The organism is Streptomyces sp. RLA123 (assembly GCF_056270165.1).
The window spans coordinates 8,047,484-8,065,144 of sequence record NZ_JBWDOR010000003.1; the positions used below are offsets into that span (position 1 = coordinate 8,047,484).

At 70.1% G+C, this 17,661-nt stretch carries 15 protein-coding genes and 1 pseudogene; 4 read left to right on the plus strand and 12 right to left on the minus strand.

What is annotated here, in order from left to right; genetic code table 11:
• From RV983_RS36850 to RV983_RS36880, 7 genes are all read right to left on the minus strand, one after another.
• Positions 1–1,359, minus strand: a complete 1,359-nt coding sequence (locus RV983_RS36850) for an ABC transporter permease (protein ID WP_475990056.1) — start codon at positions 1,357–1,359, stop codon at positions 1–3.
• Complete coding sequence (locus tag RV983_RS36855; RefSeq protein WP_475990057.1) at positions 1,356–2,297, minus strand: ABC transporter ATP-binding protein; 942 nt, start codon at positions 2,295–2,297, stop codon at positions 1,356–1,358. The genes RV983_RS36850 and RV983_RS36855 overlap by 4 nt, the downstream gene beginning before the upstream one ends.
• Positions 2,298–2,645: 348 nt before the next feature.
• Positions 2,646–4,727 (minus strand): NPCBM/NEW2 domain-containing protein, encoded by a 2,082-nt coding sequence (locus RV983_RS36860; protein WP_475990058.1) that lies wholly within the window; start codon positions 4,725–4,727, stop codon positions 2,646–2,648.
• 366 nt (positions 4,728–5,093) lie between these two features.
• Complete coding sequence (locus RV983_RS36865) at positions 5,094–5,408, minus strand: hypothetical protein (protein ID WP_475990059.1); 315 nt, start codon at positions 5,406–5,408, stop codon at positions 5,094–5,096.
• Between the two features lie 158 nt (positions 5,409–5,566).
• Complete coding sequence (locus tag RV983_RS36870; RefSeq protein WP_475990060.1) at positions 5,567–6,052, minus strand: hypothetical protein; 486 nt, start codon at positions 6,050–6,052, stop codon at positions 5,567–5,569.
• 320 nt (positions 6,053–6,372) lie between these two features.
• The gene (locus RV983_RS36875; RefSeq protein ID WP_475990061.1) at positions 6,373–6,798 is read right to left on the minus strand and encodes a nuclear transport factor 2 family protein; all 426 of its coding nucleotides are present in this window, start codon (positions 6,796–6,798) and stop codon (positions 6,373–6,375) included.
• Between the two features lie 72 nt (positions 6,799–6,870).
• Complete coding sequence (locus RV983_RS36880; protein WP_475990062.1) at positions 6,871–7,377, minus strand: hypothetical protein; 507 nt, start codon at positions 7,375–7,377, stop codon at positions 6,871–6,873.
• Between the two features lie 235 nt (positions 7,378–7,612).
• Here RV983_RS36880 and RV983_RS36885 point away from each other — a divergent pair, with 235 nt between their 5' ends.
• Positions 7,613–8,506 carry a LysR family transcriptional regulator gene (locus tag RV983_RS36885; protein WP_475990063.1) on the plus strand — a complete coding sequence of 298 codons (894 nt, stop codon included), beginning with the start codon at positions 7,613–7,615 and terminating at the stop codon, positions 8,504–8,506.
• A 131-nt stretch (positions 8,507–8,637) separates the two neighbouring features.
• Here RV983_RS36885 and RV983_RS36890 read toward each other — a convergent pair whose 3' ends face one another.
• Positions 8,638–9,243: a hypothetical protein gene (locus RV983_RS36890; RefSeq protein WP_475990064.1), complete on the minus strand. Its 606-nt coding sequence runs from the start codon at positions 9,241–9,243 to the stop codon at positions 8,638–8,640.
• Positions 9,244–9,700: 457 nt separating this feature from the next.
• Between RV983_RS36890 and RV983_RS36895 the strand changes: the two genes are divergently transcribed.
• Both RV983_RS36895 and RV983_RS36900 read left to right on the plus strand, forming a co-directional pair.
• A complete protein-coding gene (locus RV983_RS36895; protein WP_475990065.1) occupies positions 9,701–10,192 on the plus strand; it encodes a DUF2975 domain-containing protein in 492 nt (163 codons plus the stop codon).
• On the plus strand, positions 10,192–10,413 hold the full coding sequence (locus RV983_RS36900; RefSeq protein WP_475990066.1) for a helix-turn-helix domain-containing protein: 222 nt from the start codon (positions 10,192–10,194) through the stop codon (positions 10,411–10,413). The genes RV983_RS36895 and RV983_RS36900 overlap by 1 nt, the downstream gene beginning before the upstream one ends.
• A gap of 156 nt (positions 10,414–10,569) precedes the next feature.
• On the opposite strand, the pseudogene RV983_RS36905 reads toward RV983_RS36900, so the two are convergent.
• Both RV983_RS36905 and RV983_RS36910 read right to left on the minus strand, forming a co-directional pair.
• Positions 10,570–12,280, minus strand: a pseudogene (locus RV983_RS36905) (methyltransferase).
• An 86-nt stretch (positions 12,281–12,366) separates the two neighbouring features.
• Positions 12,367–13,533, minus strand: a complete 1,167-nt coding sequence (locus RV983_RS36910) for a 4-hydroxybenzoate 3-monooxygenase (RefSeq protein WP_475990569.1) — start codon at positions 13,531–13,533, stop codon at positions 12,367–12,369.
• A gap of 455 nt (positions 13,534–13,988) precedes the next feature.
• Here RV983_RS36910 and RV983_RS36915 point away from each other — a divergent pair, with 455 nt between their 5' ends.
• Positions 13,989–14,852 carry an LLM class flavin-dependent oxidoreductase gene (locus tag RV983_RS36915; RefSeq protein WP_475990067.1) on the plus strand — a complete coding sequence of 288 codons (864 nt, stop codon included), beginning with the start codon at positions 13,989–13,991 and terminating at the stop codon, positions 14,850–14,852.
• 35 nt (positions 14,853–14,887) lie between these two features.
• On the opposite strand, the gene RV983_RS36920 is transcribed toward RV983_RS36915, so the two are convergent.
• Together RV983_RS36920 and RV983_RS36925 are read right to left on the minus strand one after the other, a co-directional pair.
• Positions 14,888–15,931, minus strand: a complete 1,044-nt coding sequence (locus RV983_RS36920; protein ID WP_475990068.1) for a LacI family DNA-binding transcriptional regulator — start codon at positions 15,929–15,931, stop codon at positions 14,888–14,890.
• 235 nt (positions 15,932–16,166) lie between these two features.
• A complete protein-coding gene (locus RV983_RS36925) occupies positions 16,167–17,291 on the minus strand; it encodes a Gfo/Idh/MocA family protein (RefSeq protein ID WP_475990570.1) in 1,125 nt (374 codons plus the stop codon).
• Between the last annotated feature and the right edge of the window lie 370 nt (positions 17,292–17,661).

Genomic DNA, 17,661 nt, shown 5'->3' on the forward strand with positions numbered 1-17,661 from the left:
TTATCCCTTCGCGGTGGGGAGCAGTTCGGCGTTGCCGTCGAACTGCCAGAGCGGGTTCGGCGCGTCCCCGTCGGGGGTCCGCACCAGGAAGTAGCCGTTCACTTCCTTCGGGCCGTCGCCGTCGGCGACGAACCGCCCGTCCGGGGTGATGTCGAGCTGGTAGATGGCCGAGCCCGTGGCGGCGATGCCGGGCAGATGCCACGAGACGACACAGCGCCAGTCGTTGCCCGCCCCCTCGGCGCCGGAGGCGACTCCGGCCTTGGTGCACGCCGCCGATGCCTTCAACTGGGCCTCGGTGACCGCGGGCCGGTTGAGCTGGTCGGTCTGCATGCGGTAGAGGTGGGCGAAGGCCGTGGCCACCGAGCGTTCCACCTTGTCCTGTTCGATCCCGGAGCCCGTGGCCGTGGTCGTCGCCATGACGACCGCGATCGTCGCCGCCATCAGCCCGGCCAGAGGTAGGGCCCCGGCGAGGACGGCGCGGCGTCCCGAGCCGTCGTACGCCAGGTTGGTGAAGTCGCGGCGCAGGAAGAGGGCGTACGCCAGCGCCGTGGCGGTCACCGCCCACACCAGGCTGACCGCGACACCGATCAGCAGCGGTGCGAGCTGCTCCGGGCTGGTGAACAGGCCGTTCCAGGAGATGAAGGCGTAGCCGGGCAGCGCGACGCGTACGGCGACGGGGAGCGGCATCATCTGGGCGACCTGCATCGCGAGCGCGACGACCGCGGGCAGCAGCAGTCCCATCGGGGACCGCCCCAGCGCGACGGAGCCGAGCAGGCCGATCCCGGCCAGGGCCAGGGTCGGGGCGAGCGCGCAGGTCCACGCGAGGAGCACCCGCACCGCGGCGTCCGACGGATCCAGCAGGTGGCCGTCGAGGCCGACCAGCGGCTGGTTGCCGACTGCCGCGAGCCCGCCCGCCGTGCTGGAGCAGGCCAGCCCGGCCACGAGCAGCACGAGGACGGTGAGGCTGGCGAGCACCTTCGCGACGAAGATCCGCCGGGGCGAACGCACCGCCACGAGGAGGTGCCGCCAGGTGCCGAGCCGGTCCTCGGAGGCGAACACGTCGCCGGCGACCACCGAGGTCAGCAGCGGCAACGCCCAGGTACCCGCGAAACCGAGCATGACCAGCGGCGCGGCCCACCCCGTGGCGAGCATCCAGCGACCGAAGAGGGTGTCGACCGGGAGCGTGCTCTGCTGGCTCACCGCGGCGACGAAGAGCCCCGGCGTGATCCAGCAGGCGAGTACCAGCAGCCGGATCCGCCATTGGGAGACCAGCTTGACCAGCTCGAAGCGGTAGCCGCGCGCGACCGAGACGCGCGGAGCGCCGACGACGTCGTCGGTGACGATGACGGCCGCGGTCATCGGCCTTCCTCCTGCTGCTCGGTGAGGGCGAGGAACGCCGCCTCCAGGGGCGAGACGACGGGGGCGAGCTCGCGCACCGCGATGCCCGCGTGGACGAGTCCCGCCACCAGGGCGTCCAGGGCGGGCACCATCGCGCGCACGACCAGCACCTCGGCGTCGTGCCGTGCACTGGAGCCGTCGGTGAGACGGATCCCGGCCGTGCCGGCGGCCAGGTCGCGGGCGGCCCGCGGGTCGGAGGTCCGTATCCGGTAGTCGAGTTCGCGGTTCTCGGCGGCGAGTTTGCCGAGCGGACCGGAGAAGACGACCCGGCCGGTGGCGAGGATGGTGACCTCGGAGCACAGCACCTCGAGATCGTCCATGTGGTGACTGGAGATCACCACGCTGGTTCCGTCGTTCGCGAGCCGGGTGAGGACGCCGTGCACGTGTCTCCTACCGGCCGGGTCCAGGCCGTTGGACGGTTCGTCGAGCACGAGGAGCCGGGGCTTGGTGAGCAGGGCGGCGGCGAGGCCGAGCCGCTGGCGCATGCCCAGGGAGAAGCCGCGCGCCCGGTCGTCGGCGACATCGGTGAGCCCGACCTGGTCGAGCGCTTCGTCGATCCCGGGGCCTCGCGCGTCCTGCCCGCGCAGCACGGCGAGCGTGGCGAGGTTCTGCCTGGCGGTGAGGGACGGGTAGAGGCCGGGTCCGTCCACGAAGCCGGCCACCCGGTCGGGAGCCGAGAGCGCCCGCCCGATGGGCGTGCCGAGGATCTCCAGGGTGCCGCCGTCGGCGACGGCCAGTCCCAGCAGCAGGCCCAGCAGTGTTGTCTTGCCCGCGCCGTTCGGTCCCACGAGACCGTGGATTTGACCTTGCGTCACGTCCAGGTCCACGCCGTCGAGTGCGACGACGTCCCCGAAGCGCTTGGCGATCCCGCGAGCGCGGACTGCGAGGAGTGTGTCCATGAGTCCCTTCCTTGTAACGCTCATGGACTTTAGGAGGGCGTACGACCCCGGCAGAGGCCGTGGGTTGAACGTCCAGGGAACGGATTGTCAAGGCCTCGGCAAGTCCCGGTGCACGAAGCGGTCGTCATCTGTCCAGACGTGGACAGAACCCTGACGGGCCGGGCCACGCCAGGGAGCGAAAGCCATGTGCGCGCGGCCCCGGTCGAGGAGTTCGGCGGTGTCGCTGCCGCCGGGTGCTTCGGCCAGACACCACGACGCCGTGGCGCGTTACCGCACCACGGCGTCTCGAAGGCGTGAGGGATCGGCCGCAACCCAGGCGTGTTGTCCCCGGGTTGCGGCCGATCCGGTTCAGCAGGTGGCGTTCAGGCCGGCCCAGTTGGCACGGTCGTTGTAGCCGCCGTCGCCGGCGTCGCCGACCACCAGGTCGAGCACGCGGACGCCGGTCAGGTCGATGTCGGCCTGCCGGGTGGCGTCGCGGGTCACCACACCGCTGTCGAACAGCACCTTGCCGTCACCGATGACCTGGAAGGTGGAGGTGCCGCCTTCAGGGCCGACGTTGCGCACCGCGTCGTCGATGCCGACGGTCGTGGTCAGCCGCGTGCACTGGTCGCCGAGGTAGTAGCGGACCGTGGAGGGCGAGGCGACCCCGAGACCGGTCGGGTGGACCTCGCCGAGCATGCTGATCGGCGACCAGCCACCGACGCTCAGGTCGACCGTCGGGCTCATCCACCCGCTGGTGGCGCTGATCCAGTCGTGGTGGGAGAGGACGACGTCACCGTGCGGCGCCGCGGGTGCGACGACCACCGGCGTGGCGGTCTCCTGCTGCAGACGGCCCTTGCCGAGCACCTCGTACGACGTCTTGGCGGTCAGCGTGATGCTGCCCGGCGCCGCGGTGGCCGGCAGGGTCACCGTGAAGGCGAAGGTCGCCGAGTGGTTCGAGGTGAGCAGCAGGGGCGCCTTGCCGAGGGGACGGGCCGTCCAGCCGGCGGGCACCGTCAGCTCGACCCGCGGAGCCAGGACCGGCTGCGCACCGTCGTTGCGGACGGTGACCTCGACCCGGGCCTGGTCGCCGCCGGCGACCAGGGGGGCGGTTCCGGCCGGCACCGCGTCGTTACCGACCTGCGTCACCTGCGGCAGGCCGGCGACGACGTGGGGGACACCGGGCTTGCCCGTGGCCCGGGAGACCCGGATCAGGGCCGCGCCGTGGGCGGGGACGGCGGCACTGATGGTGCCGGCGCTCTCGGTGACCTGGTTGGTCCAGGCGTTCTTCAGGGTGAACCGATTTCCGGACAGCCCGACCGACGACGCCTTGGTGGTCAGGGTCGCCGGGGTCTCGCCCCGGTTCAGCAGCACCACGGCACGGTCACCGTTGGCCAGCCGCTTCACCCAGGTCTCCGTCGTACCGGCGGGGCCGACGCGGACGGCCTGGACGCCGGCCGGGTCCTGGTCGATCGCCAGCACATCGGGGTCGGAGAGGAGGGAGAGCGAGGTCTTGCTGAGGTGGCGGATGTCGCTGCCGATCACCAGCGGTGCGGCCGCCGCCGACCAGAGCGTCATCTGGGTGCGGAACTCCTCGTCCGTCATCCCCAGCTCAGGTCCGAGGTAGTCCGGGTCGTTGAAGTGCCCCGGCCCGGCGGCCTCGGGGTGCCGCGCGTTGGCGTCGTAGTTCCGCAGCACGTCCTTGAACTTGATCTCGCCGACGAAGCCCACGTCCGTGTACGTCCGCCAGGACTGCGCGATCGCCGGGGCGTAGGACCAGGAGTACGTCGACTGCTGCTCCTCCGGGTAGTTGCCCCAGTCGGGGGAGGTCACCGGGTTGCAGATGTTGAGGACCATGGGGCGTCCGCTGGCGTTGTGTCGCAGCGCCTGCGCGAACTGGGTGTAGACGGTCTTCGGGTCGAGGTTCGCGGCGATCCCGCAGAGGTAGTCCGCCTTGACCGCGTCGAACTGCCAGGCGGCGAACTGGTCGGCGTCGCGCTGGTAGTAGCCGTGGCTGCCCAGTCCGCACTTGCCCGGGATGTACGGGCCGGCGTCGGTGTAGATGCCGGCCTTGAGGCCCTTGGCGTGGATGTAGTCGACCAGCGGCTTCAGCCCGTTCGGGAACTGGTCGGGGTTGGGCACCAGGTCTCCGGCCGCGCTGCGCGGGGTCGGCGCCGCCCAGTTGCCGTCGATCCAGACGTACTGGTAGCCGGCGTCGCGCAGGCCGCTGCTGACCAGGAAGTCGGCCACCGACTTGACCTCGGCCTCGGTCGGGTCGCCGCCCAGTGCGTAGTAGGTGTTCCAGCCCATGTACGGGGTCGGGCTGAGCACCTGCTGCGGTGCCGGCGCCGTGACCGCGGGGGTGGCGGCCGCCGGGCGCGCGTAGGCGGGTGCTGACACGGCCAGCAGGCCCGTCACGAGGGCGAGGAGGGCGGTGAGATGTCGTTTCACGTCGGATCCTTCGCTGTCCGAGCGATCAGGCGTGCCGACCCGTCCCGGTCGGGGGTCTGAGGTGCCGCTCTCCGGTGGAGGGTGCGGCGGTCGGTCCTCGGATCAGTCAATGCCCGCACGCCTGCGGTCTTGTTGCGAGGATCTTGCAGCGGTCACAGGGTGCGCGTCAATAATAATTCCTAAATTACGAGTTACCAGTTGAGCGCAAACGGGTAGCCCCATCGGTCCCTGCCGGGACATGCGTGATGTGGCGTCATCTGTGACATGTGAGCCGATATATGTGGTGCGTTCCCGCTTGGACCGTTACACGGGGACGCGGGGTGCGCGACACCCTCGCGCACCCCGCACTTGCCCGTCACAGCACGGTCAGGCTTCCGGCACCAGACCCTTGTGCGGGTCGGCCCTCAGCCCCGCGGTCCACACCACGGGGCTGCACGAATCGCCGTTCGGCGCGTAGCGCTCGAGCCGCACGGTGGTGTCGCGTGTCCACACCGTCCGGGAGCGGTCCGCGGTGGTCACCGTGAACCGCACGGGAACGGACCTGGCGCCCACATCGTGGGCCAGGCGCACACTCAGACGCGCCACCCGCCTGTCCTCGGGTGCCTCGCGTTCGGTGCAGACCGCCCCTGAGCAGAACCGGAAGTGGGCGTCCTCGGGGAAATCACCGGGAGTCCACACCACGGTGACTCCCGAATCCGCGCCCACCAGTGTGCAGTTCCCCGACTGGAGGCCGGCGCACCCGCATGCGGCAAGGACAAGCGCGGCTACGACGGCCAGCCGCACGCCGCACGCCGCACGCCGCACGCCGCACGCGCGGACCGCGTTGTCGGGGGCCCGTCTCAACTGCCCTGCGCCACCTGGACGGCGTGGCGCAGCATGTCCCTGAACGAGACGCCGGCGGGCCCCTCACCGAGAGCGACGTGCATCGACTCGGCTTCTGACCGGTTCGACCACCGGGTGAACACCGACACCCCGCTGTCGACGGCCAGTCCTCGGTCGACAGCGGTGACTGCCATATCGGCCAGCCGCCCGGAATGCGCCGTGGTCGTCCCTGTGCGCATGTCGGTCACCGAGACCAGAAGATGCCGCGGCAGCAGCACGGCAGCGGAAAGGGTTTCGCCCAGTGGGCCGCCCCCGAGCAAGCGCCCGAAGACGCCGGGACGGCGCCGGGGCACACTGCGGGTTTCCGCACAGGCGACCGCGGCCGCCGCGACATCACCGAGCAGTTCGGGGTCGGCCACGGCCAGCATCGCCGTACGCAACCGGGAATCCAGATCCTCGAACGTGCAACCGCGGCTCGTGCGGTCGTACAACTGCTCGGGCATACGCGCATCGTAGCTCCACCGGACGCGCCAAGAGCGCCGCCGTCGGACCGTCGGACCGGCACACGCGGCCCGGTCCACTGATCGACCGTGAAGATCGCCGCCCGGCCGTTCTGCGCTGCCGTGCGGTAGAAGCTCTTCAGCCCGGGGAGGAACGCCTGGGTGCAGGCGATGTCCTCTCACCACTACCGAAGATGCGCTCGGCGTGATCCCACCACACGCTCGACGGGGCCGGGGCCACGCCCGATGGATCGGGCAGGCCCCGGAAGCGCGTCTGGCGGTGGAGGAGGCGGCGTGCCGGGAAGGCCGACTGTGCCGGTTCCTCAGGAGGCCGCCGACGGGTACATCTGGAGGCCGTCGATCGAGTCGCGTCCCTTGGCGGTGTCCGCGTACAGCCGGGCCGCGGTGATCAGCCCGTCGTTGACGGTGAACAGCAGACAGTGTTCGTTCTCCATGGTGCGGCCGGTCTTCGCCTTCGCCCGTGCCCTGACGGGAACGATGACGTGCGACCCGGCATCGAGCACCGTGTGCGCGTCGTAGTTGAAGGTCTCGTAGTAGTGATCGTAGACATCCCGGTAGAAGGCGAGAAACCCTTCCGGCCCATGAAATGTCCCGCCATAGGGCAGGGAAGCCGGGAAGTCGAAAATCACCTCGGGCGACATCAGGGCCACCAGGTCCGAGGAATCGTTCTCCTCGAATCCAGAGTATGCCCGCCGGCAAGCGTCCACGATTTCCTGATTGCGCGACACGTTTCCTCCATGGTGCGGCAGAAATGTCAGACGTCTGCCTGAGATCGGTCGGCCGACGGATACCGTCGCACCTCAGTGGGACTGCGACGGGGGCCACTGACCGCGGGACAGGTCGTGGTCGAGCAGTCGGTCGCTGACATCGCCCTTGTAGAAGAGGTCCGAGCCGAACTCGTCGCCGAAGTGCTCCGCCAGCAAGGACGAGAACAGCAGGGCGGCCGACTGCGGCCGGTGGTTCATGACCAGCTGACTGGTCTCGCCCGCCTCGTTGAAGTACACGACGACGAAGTTGTAGATCTCGATTCCACCCGGACGGTACGCCTCGCTGCCGCGGATGGTGGAGCGGTAGTCCTCCAGGAAGAGCTCGCCGCGCCTGCCGAAGAACCGGAAGTCCTGGAAAGCGTAGTTGCTTCGGGCGAAGCTCAGCAGCTTCCCCACCTTTTCCTTGCCGATCACTTCACCGTTGGCGAAATTGCCCTGGAGGATGATGTCGTCGGCGAGGTTGTCGAGCCACTCCGGGTAGTAGTCCAGGTGCGGTGCCTGGTTCTTCGGCTTTCCGCTGTGCTCGTTCGGTGTGGTCATGGCAGTCGTCTCCTCGTTCCTGGATGTGATGCGGCGTGTTTCCGAGCTCGGGGCGTTCGGAGGTTTCGGCATTCACCGGCCTGGCGATGAAGGAAATCGAGCACTCGGCGACCGGTCAGCAGTTCCTCCGATGAAAAGAATCGGTGACCGCAACGGTCGCTGTCCAACGACAGTCCGAGACCGCACCTATCTCGCTGAGAGATACCTGGAAGGCTGTCCGAGGGATAATGAGGGCGTGGAACTGCGCCAGCTCGAGCACTTCGTCGCCGTTGCCGAGGAAGCGAACTTCACCCGTGCCGCCGCACGGCTGCACGTCGTGCAGTCCGCGGTCTCCAGCACGATCAAGAACCTCGAGCGCGAGCTCGGTACGCCGCTGCTGGCACGCACCCCCAGACGCGTCCTGCTCACCGATGCCGGTGCCGCCCTGCTCCCGCGCGCTCACGCCGCTCTCGACGCGGCCCGGGAGGCCGTGGACGCGGTGGCCGAGGTCCGTGGAGGCCTGCGAGGCACACTGCGGCTGGGGACGACGACCACGGTGGGGCTCATCGACCTCCCCGCCCTCCTCGGCGAATTCCACCAGCGCCATCCCGGAGTGCTCCTGCAGACCAGCGCCGCCGAATCAGGCTCCCAAGGCCTGGTCGAGGCACTCCTCGAGCGGCGGCTCGACCTCGTCTTCGTCTCCCTGCCCGGACCCCACCCGCCGGACATCACGCTGATCCACCTCGTCACTTCGGTGCTCGACCTCGTCGTACCGGTCGACCATCCGCTCGCGAGCCGCCGCACCGTGCCGATCACCGAACTCGCCGGGCTGGACTTCGTCGACTTCGCCGTGGGCTACGGCATCCGGACCGTTTCCGACCTGGCCTTCGAGGGCGCCTCGCTGACCCGTCGCGTCGCCCTCGAGATCACCGACCTCCCCACGGGCGTTGCCTACGTCCGCAATGGCCTGGGCGTGGCGCTACTGCCACGGCCCGCCCTGGGAGAGGCGGAGGGCGTCGCCAGGCTGACCATCGAAGGCGCCGACCTGGACTGGCCGTTCTTCCTGGCCGCACCGTCCGAGCGCAGGCCCAATGCCGCGGCACGGGCCCTGATCGCGATAGCGCACGAATTCCTCATCTGGCGGGGGTGAGGATCGCCCCGGCGTGGTCAGCCGGGTTGCGTGATCGCGCACCCGCGCGGCGTGCCTGCGGCCGCCGCACCGCAGACCGTTCAACGCCTTACCGGCGCCGACCAGAGAAGCGCCGTTCCGTCCGCGCGTCGTCACCCTCGGCGGGCAGTCCTGGCGCCGTTCGCTTCTTTGAGCTGTTTGGTGATCTCCTCGACATTGACGAGGTTCTGCGCGAGATCCATGGGCGAGATATGAAATCGCGGGCGACTTCGCACTTCGACTGTCGACAGTGGGCCGGCCGAACGGATGGCGACCTTTATCACCTGCGCGTAGCCTTTTCCGCCCGGTGCTTTGCGAACCGCGGAGACGAGCCCCGAGTCGGGGTACTCCGCGAGGAAGCGAACGTCCCCGAGCCCTGCGATGATCTTGCGTGCGACGCCGGTGGTGTAGGTACTGCCGCCGCGTACCGTCACGGTCCGCACCTGGCGCGGTGAGACGTTTTCGGGCGTCAAGGTGTAACCGAGGACACGTACCCGCCTGGCCTGGACGAAGAATCCGCCGCCCACGTAGATCAGCAGCAGCCCGGCGAAGACGATGGCGAACGCCAGGCCCGCCGCGAGCAGGTTCCCCCTGGGTGACCTGCCCAGGGGGCCTTCGGTCGCGGCGGTGGAGCAGATGATGAACACCGTCAGGAACAGGGCATGAACGGCGGCATAGATCGTCGAGTGGATCAGGACGAAGGGTGCGACTTTCTTCACGGTTCTCTTTTGGGTCGCGCTGGGGATGACGTGGGGGCGCAGCCGCCGGCCGCACGCCCACGCCGGAGCCTACAGACCGGATGACCGCGCCCCGAATGCCTCTCCTGCCTCGGGGTACCTGGCTGCCCGGCGCCCCTTGCGCCGCGGGCGACGCTGCGAACCGTCGGCTGGAGGTATGGAGCAGGTCGCCGACCGGCGATCACTGTGATGCGGACGACACGTCGTTCCTGGTCGTGCGGAGCTTCCCTGCCTGAGCAAGGGAATGAAGGGACACGATGGCGACGGCCGCAACGGCCACGTCGCGGATCGACTGCCAGGTCGTGACGACGAGGGAGTCCTGCAGTGGCGCCTCGGCGCAAAGACGCATCGTGGTTTCGGGGCCCGGAAACTCCGCGACCCTTGCTTGATCTATCGATTCTCGATAGATTCCCATCGCTACTCGATGGAAGGATGGGTCATGGGGAAGTTGACAGTGGCTGCGCTGCGCACCGTGCTCGTGGTGGTGTCCGCCGGCACCGTGTTCGTCCAGGCGGGGATGGTGTGGGCGTTGGTCAGCGGGAGCGACCCGGAGGACGGGTCGCTCCCGCTGACGCCGCTGCGCCTGGTGACGATCCTGGGCATGGTGTCGGTCCAGGTTGCCGTGGTCTGCGTGTGGCGGCTGGTGACGATGGTGCGACGCGGAACCGTCTTCTCCCACGCTGCCTTCCGCTACGTGGACATTGTCATCGGTGCGATCGTGGCGGCCGCCCTCGTGTGGTTCACGGTCACGGCCCTCAATGCGCCGGGCCAGCGGGACGACCCGGGCGTCACGGTCATCATGAGCGGGATCGGCGTGGGCATCCTGGGCATCGCGCTCTTCGTGCTCGTGCTGCGCACGCTGCTCGCGCAGGCCGTCGCGCGCGACGTCGAAGCGTCGCAGATGCAGGCCGAGTTGGACGAGGTGATCTGATGCCGATCGTCGTCGACATCGACGTGATGCTGGCCAAGCGGAAGATGTCCGTGGGCGAGCTGGCGGAGCGAGTGGGGATCACGCCGGCCAACCTCGCGGTACTCAAGAACGGCCGCGCCAAGGCCGTGCGCTTCGCGACGCTCGCCGCGCTCTGCGAGGTGCTCGAGTGCCAGCCGGGCGACCTGCTGCGCTGGGAGGCCGAGGTTCCCCCGGGCGGATGACGTGGCCCGGGGCGGGCAGGAAAACGCCCGCCACCACCGGCTCGTGAACGGCGCCCGGTGAGCAGACCCCCGTCCTTCCCGTACGGAAGGACGGGGGTTCGTGGCTCCGGCACCAGCTGCACCGGGGAGTTGTGGGAAAGGTGTCGCCGGCTGTCCTCACACCGAGGACGACGTGGCCTTTCCGGCGTGCAGCACGTGGCCGTCCAGAGGCAGCGGTGTCTGGTTCACCAAGGCGAGACCGGCGTCGGCGAACAGCCGGCCGTAGTGGGTGGCACGCCGCTCGCGCCCGCCAACGTTGCACATCATGTGGAGGTCCCAGGCGGTGGCCAGCGAGACCGAGCCGTCGGCGGGCAGTACCCGTTCGATGACGAGCAGGTCGGCGTGGTCCGGCATCGCGCGGGCGCAGTGGCGCAGGATTTCGCGGCAGCGTTCGTCGTCCCAGTCGTGCAGCACGCGTGACAGGAGGTAGACGTCACCGCCCGCGGGGACGGGCGAAGTCGCCGGCCCGGAAGGCGCATCGCGTGCCGTGGCCGGCTTCTTCGAGCCGGCGGCGCGCGGCCTCGACGGCGTGCGGACGCTCCAGCAGGACCCCCTGCAGGCGCGGGTGGGCGGCGAGAACACGGCCGAGCAGTTCCCCGTTCCCACCCGCGATGTCGACCACCGTGGCCCCGGCAGGTGCCTCGGCCGCGTCGGTGAGTGCCGGGTGGGCGGGGACCGGGTCGAACATGGCGGATCCGGCGGCCATGGACCGGTCGAAGAGCTCGGCGAGTTCGGGGGCGCGGGCGAAATGGTCGAAGTGGTTCTCACCGAAGAGGTGCTCGAAGGCGACCTGCCCCGTGCGCACGGTGTGCCCGAGCCCGGCGAAGGACTGGTAGAACGGGCCGCCGTACATCAGCGCCAGCGGCCTCATCGACGCCGCGGCGCTTGCGCGCAGCAGTGCGCCCAGTTCGGTGAGCCGGAAGCCGTCACGCTCCTCCGCCACCGCGCCGAGCATCGCGAGGTAGCGCAGCAGCGTCGCCAAATTCTGCGGCTTCGCGCCGACGATCCGGGCCAGCCCGTCGACGTCGACCCCTCGTTCGGTGTCCATGGCGTCGGGCACCCGAAGCTGAGCGAAAACGGCCAGCGCCTGTGTCGTCCACGCCCCGGTCAGCTGGCGCAGGAGCGTTTCGGCGGGCCGCCGGGCGCGGTGTTCGTCGAGATGGGCGGCGAGCACGTCGCGGTAGTCGCCGGGAACGTACAGCTCCACGCGCCGGTATCCGGCCTTGGCCTCGGCGGGCGCCGCGAAGTAGAAGACCGTGCCGTTCTCGTGAGGGTTGTAGCCGCCCCCGTCGGGGGCGGCACCGTAGCGCGCGAAGGCCGCGCACAGGCCACGCAGCACCAGCGGGTCGGGCGCCGTGACCTGGAAGGCGACGTGGGCCTCGTGCTGCCGCTCCCGTTCGTACGCGGCGATCGAGTCCAGGCCCGATCCCGCCGGCACGGTCAGCGCGAAGACCTCGACCGTCCGGTGACCCCCGTCCGCGCGGACCACCGCGGGGCGCAGGATGCAGACGTCAAGTTCCGCCGCCCGTCGTCGATGCCGCGCGGCAAGCCGTTCGCGCACGACGACCCTCGGCTGCGGGGGCTCGACCGCGGCGAGTCCGCAGTCGGTGAGCATGGCGCGCAACTCGGCCTTGTCCGTGGGGAAGAGAAGAAGCGCGGCATGGGAGAAGTGGCAGTGTTCCACCAGAGCCCGCAGCTCCGGGCCGTCGAGTCCGGGCAACAGGAGCGCGAGCAGCGTGGCCGTGTCCAGCTCCCTGACGAAGTCGACCGTCGTGCGCAGGCGTGACGTGTCGCTCGACGACGTCGTGATCATCAAGTGGATCCTCATTCCGGTGTCCTGGCGACGGAAAGATGGCGGGAAGGTGACAGGGAGAGCGATGGGAAGTGGAGGGAAGGCGATGGGGAAGACGGGCCTCAGATGCCGACGTAGTGCTCGGCGAACCAGTCCTGCCGGCTGCGGGACGTACGCAGGGAGTTGATGCGCGAGCGCCGCAGGGAGTTGAGGAACAGCGACTCGCCGTCCGAGCCGGGCGGGCCGTGCAGCAGCCCGATCATCCATTGCGAGAACTCCTGGGCCCGCCAGATGTACGCGAGGCACCGCTCGGAGTAGGCGTCGAGCCCCGCGGAGTCGCCGCGGACGAGGTCGTCGATCAGGGCGTGCGCGAGAATCTCCGCTTCCAGGACCGCGAGGTTGGCGCCCTTCGCGGCCGACGGGCCGATGAGGCCGGCGGCATCGCCCGCCAGGAACAGCGAACCGTGCCGCAGTGGTTCGAGCACATCGGACTCCAGGTCGACGACGGCCCGCTGTACGACGCGTCCGCGGTGCAGCGGGCCGTACTCCTTCGCTCGCATGCGCAGATCCAGCTCGTCCCAGATCCGCTCCTCCGACCATGCATCGGCCGGGGTCCCGCGCTCGCACTGCAGGTAGTAGCGGGTGATCTCGCTCGTCCGCGCCATGTGCCCGGCGAAACCGCGCTCGTGCACCGCGTACCCGACGGCGTCCAGGCTGGGCGGCGCTTCGGCGAGCAGTCCGAGCCAGGTCACACCGTGGTCGCACGGGTATCGGCGCACCGAGCCGGCCGGCAGCGAACGCCGGGCCGCGCCGTGCCGGCCGTCGCACCCGGCCACATACCGCGCCCGCCATCGGCCGGGCCGCCCGTCCACCTCGCGCACACTCACCGAGGGCCGTCCGCTGTCGGCGTCGAGGACCGCCACCGCCTCGGTGGCGAAGGCGACCTGTCCGCCGGAGTCCAGGAATCGTGTCAAGAGATCGGTGACCAGCTCCTGTTGGGGATAGACGGTGTGCCGCTCACCGAGCCAGAGCTCGCTGTAGTCCAGCCGGAACCGGCCGTCCGCGGTGCGGAACTCGCATGTGCTGTGGTCCTGTCCTCGCCGGCGCAGCCCCTCGGCCAGTCCGTGCCGCTCCAGGATCCGTACGGTGTTGGCGGCCAGGAATCCGGCGCGGGCGCGCGTCTGGATGTGCGCGCGCTCGGCACGCTCCAGGACGACGCAGTCGATCCCGCTGTCCTGAAGGAGATTGCCGAGCACCAGCCCGGCCGGTCCGGCGCCGAGGACGACCACATCGGCCGCTTTGCAGTTCTGCTCCATGATCACGAAACGTGATCGCAAGTGACGCAAAGTAGCTTACCGGACGGGAATCACCCGAATGCCGGACCCATCTCAAGGCGCCGTGCTTCTTCCTGCGACCGATCCCGGGATGTGGGCGTGGGCACCCGCATCACGCGGCGACGGCAGCGGGGCTCCCGCATCCGGACCGGCTCTCGCCAGCGCGTACGTCCGTTTCGCTCCCTTGCTGTACGTGCTGCTGCAGCAGCGCGCCGACGTTGGGATGCGGCCTCTCTCGGCCCCCGGAACGGCCGGCACAGCCGTTGCGGACCGGTCAGGCCAGAACCACGCATCAGATGCTCACCCGTCAACAGCCGTACCGATGCGCAGGCCGTCGAGAGCGTCGACCGGAGCACACCCGGACCCAAATCCGATTGCCCCGTTCGCGGCCGCCTGGGCATCCTGCGGAGATGCGCTTCTCGATCAACATCCCCAACTTCGGTGACTTCGCCGACCCCCGCAACGTCGCGGCAGTGGCGGCTGCCGCCGAACAGGCGGGCTGGGACGGCCTCTTCGTGTGGGACCACGTACTGCACCGGCGGCATCAGGGGCATCCCTTCGGTGATCCCTGGATGCTTCTGACCGCCGCCGCGCTGGCGACCTCCCGGATCCGGCTGGGCGCGCTGCTGACGCCGGTCCCTCGGTATCGTCCGCAGCAGCTTGCCCGCCAGGTGGCGACCCTGGACCACCTCAGTGGGGGCCGGGTGATTTTCGCCGCCGGCCTGGGAGGCCCGGTCGAGGACGAATACGGCAGCTTCGGGGACGCCGCCGGGCCGCGCCTCCTTGCCGAGCGCCTTGATGAAGGGCTGGAGGTTCTGGGGCGCTTCTGGTCCGGTGAGCCGGTGGACCACCACGGCAGGCACTACGAGGTACGTGACGTGACGCTGCTGCCCGCCACCATGCAGCAGCCCGGTCCGCCGGTGTGGATCGGCGGGTTCTGGCCGCGCCGGGCGCCCATGCGGCGGGCGGCGCGGTGGGACGGTGCGGTGCCGCTGTTCGAGACGGCCCGGCACGGGCAGGTGCCGGATGTGGCGGACGTACAGGAACTGGTCAGCTTCGTGCGAAAGCACCGTACGGCCGGGCTCGAGCGCCCCTTCGAGTTCGTGATCGGCGGTGCCACGTCCCCGGACGCGGCGAAGGCCAGGGACGTGATCGGCCCACTGCACGACGCGGGTGTCACCTGGTGGGACGAGCGGATGATCCAGAGCGATCCGGACCTGCACCGCCTGCACCCGGTGCTGCGGCGCATCGAGGCCGGGCCCCCGATGGTCTGACACCGCCTTCACGGTCCTCACCCCCTTCACCGTCCTCACCCGCGCGGTCGCGGGGGCTTCGTGCTCGCCCGCAGGATCACCCGCCCCGCCACCCGGGTGACCGACTGATCCCGGGCGTCCGAAGCCAGAGTCATCTCGATCGCGCGCCGGCCCATCTCGCGCAGGGGCAGCCCGACCGTGGTCAGGCCGGGGTCGTGGTCACGCAGCGTCGGAATGTCGTCGAAGCCGGCGACCAGGACGTCGCGCGGTGTCCGCAGACCGGCGTCCCGGAAGGCGGCCATCGCGCCCAGCGCCATCACGTCGTTGACGGCGAAGACGCAGGCGCCCCACCGGCGCTCCGGGCGGATCGAGGCGATGACCTGCTGCGCCGCCTCGTAACCGCCGTCCCGGGTGAACTCGCCCGGCACCACCGCCACCGGTCTGTGGCCCGCGCGACGTAGTTCCCGGACGAAGCCATTGGTGCGCTCGACGGCCGTCGCCAGCTTCTGCGGGCCGGACAGGACGACGAAGGCGGTGGTGCCCTGCGCGAGGAGGGCCTGGGCCAGCGCCGCCGCCCCGGCGCGGTTCTCGGGTGTGACGGTGTGCGTGCCGGGCAGTCGTTGGCCGATGACGGAGATCCTCCCGCCGAGGCCCCGGTAGCGGTCGAGAAGGACCGTCAACCGCTGCTGGTCGCGCAGCCCGTCGTCGGTGTGCAGCCGCGAACCGGCCAGGATGATGGCATCGGTGCGGTGGCTGAGGAACGCCTCGACCGCCCGGATCTCCTGCTCGGTGCTGCGCAACGTGGTCGTGAGCAGCACTTGACGGTCGCGCTGCGAAGCCTCGGCCTGCACTCCCGAGGCGATGGTCGAGAAGTACGGGTCGGCGATGTCGTGGACGACCAGCCCCACCAGACCCGTCTGGGCGCCGGCCAGGGCCCGCGCCTGGGCGTTGGAGACGTAGCCGAGCTCCGCCGCCGCATGGCGGACCGCCTCGGCGACCGCGGGGGAGGGCCTGCGGCTGGAGCCGTTGAGCACGCGGGAGGCCGTCGCCTGCGAGACGCCCGCGCGGATGGCTACGTCGGTGAGGGTCACCCCGGCCACGAGTTCACCCTTTCGTGTTGGTCGTTCCACTGGTCGGTCGAGGTGGCGCCTCGACTGTCCGCATCCTGCCACCGTCCGCGGGTCCCACCGTCGTCGGTGGACCAGCCGGGCGGCGCCGGGTCAGGTCCCTGCGGCCAGTCGGCGGCTCGCGCAAGCCGTCAGGTCCCGGCCCCGCAGACCTGCCGCCCGGCGTGTCCTTCGCCGCCGGGCAGCACCGGCGGCGTCCGGTCCGTGGTCACAGGGCGACCTCCGGGACCTGCATCCGGCGCCCCTCGGTGGACGAACGCAAGGCCAGTTCGGCGAGCTGCACGCCCCGTGCCGCGGAGCGCAGGTCGTGGCGGTGCGGGCGGCCGGCCGACACGTCGCGCAGGAACTCCTCCCACTGCAGCTTGAACCCGTTGTCCAGTTCGGCGTTGGCCGGCACGTCGAGCCACTGGTCGCGGAACGGCTCGGTGACCGGGAGATCGGGGTTCCACACCGGCCTCGGGGTGTGCGAGCGGTGTTGTGCCACGCACCCGCGCAGGCCCGCGACCGCCGAGCCGTGGGTGCCGTCGATCTGGAACTCGACGAGTTCGTCCCGGTGCACGCGCACGGCCCAGGAGGAGTTGATCTGCGCGATGACGCCGCCGTCGATCTCGAAGATGCCGTACACCGCGTCATCGGCGGTGGCCCGGTATTCGCGGCCCTGCTCGTCCCAGCGGACCGGGATGTGCGTGGCGGTCCTGGCGGTGACCGACCGGACCGGTCCCAGCAGGTTCTCCAGGACGTAGCTCCAGTGGCAGTACATGTCGACGGTCACCCCGCCGCCGTCCTCGCCGCGGTAGTTCCACGACGGCCGCTGCGCCTCCTGCACGTCTCCCTCGAAGACCCAGTAGCCGAACTCGCCGCGCAACGACAGGATGCGCCCGAAGAAGCCCTCGTCGATCAGCCGGCGCAGCTTGACCAGGCCCGGCAGGTAGAGCTTGTCGTGCACCACGCCGGTCACGAGGCCGGAGTCACGGGCCAGCGCGGCCAGTTCGACCGCCTGCTCCAGTGTCGGGGCGAGCGGCTTCTCCACGAAGACGTGCTTGCCCGCGGCGATCGCGGCGCGCAGCGCCGCCGGGCGCTCCGCGGTCACCTGCGCGTCGAAGTAGACCTCGATGGAGGGGTCCTTGAGCACCTCCGCCAGGTCGGTGCTCCACCGCTGCACCTGGTGGCGCCGGGCGATCTCACGCAGGCGCCCCTCGTTGCGTCCGACGAGCACCGGCTCCACCTGACGGCGCCTGCCGTCGGGCAGCAACACGCCGCCCTGGTCCCGGATCTCCAGAATCGAGCGGGTGAGGTGCTGTCGGTAACCCATGCGGCCCGTCACGCCGTTCATGGCGATGTGCAGAGTGTCCGAGGCCGATGTCGATGCCACTGTGCCTCCGCGAGCGTTGGAATGCGTATTCCCACCGTAGATTTCCGGTGTTTCCACCGTCAAGGGAGGCCGCTCCCGACGGGGCGCAATCGACCCTGTGTTCGTCCCTCCGGTGATGCGTCGAGGCCGAGTCGGGCGGGAGTCGAGCCGGGGATCTCCCGCCCGGTCCCGATCGGGGCACCGAGAAGACAGCTTTCGTCGCTCTTGCGTCATTCGTTCCGTACCGGTTTCGCGGATCCCGATCCTGCCCTTGACACCGGCCGAAGGGGGCTCCTACTTTCGCCGGAAAGCGCATTCCCAACCCGCGAACGTAACGCCGGACCCACGCACG

What these genes read in the sequence shown, in the direction of transcription:
- RV983_RS36850 (WP_475990056.1), bottom strand. Translation starts at nt 1,359, where the DNA reads ATGACCGCGGCCGTCATCGTCACCGACGACGTCGTCGGCGCTCCGCGC.
- RV983_RS36855 (WP_475990057.1), bottom strand. Translation starts at nt 2,297, where the DNA reads ATGGACACACTCCTCGCAGTCCGCGCTCGCGGGATCGCCAAGCGCTTC.
- RV983_RS36870 (WP_475990060.1), bottom strand. Translation starts at nt 6,052, where the DNA reads ATGCCCGAGCAGTTGTACGACCGCACGAGCCGCGGTTGCACGTTCGAG.
- RV983_RS36880 (WP_475990062.1), bottom strand. Translation starts at nt 7,377, where the DNA reads ATGACCACACCGAACGAGCACAGCGGAAAGCCGAAGAACCAGGCACCG.
- RV983_RS36895 (WP_475990065.1), top strand. Translation starts at nt 9,701, where the DNA reads ATGGGGAAGTTGACAGTGGCTGCGCTGCGCACCGTGCTCGTGGTGGTG.
- RV983_RS36900 (WP_475990066.1), top strand. Translation starts at nt 10,192, where the DNA reads ATGCCGATCGTCGTCGACATCGACGTGATGCTGGCCAAGCGGAAGATG.
- RV983_RS36915 (WP_475990067.1), top strand. Translation starts at nt 13,989, where the DNA reads ATGCGCTTCTCGATCAACATCCCCAACTTCGGTGACTTCGCCGACCCC.
- RV983_RS36925 (WP_475990570.1), bottom strand. Translation starts at nt 17,291, where the DNA reads ATGAACGGCGTGACGGGCCGCATGGGTTACCGACAGCACCTCACCCGC.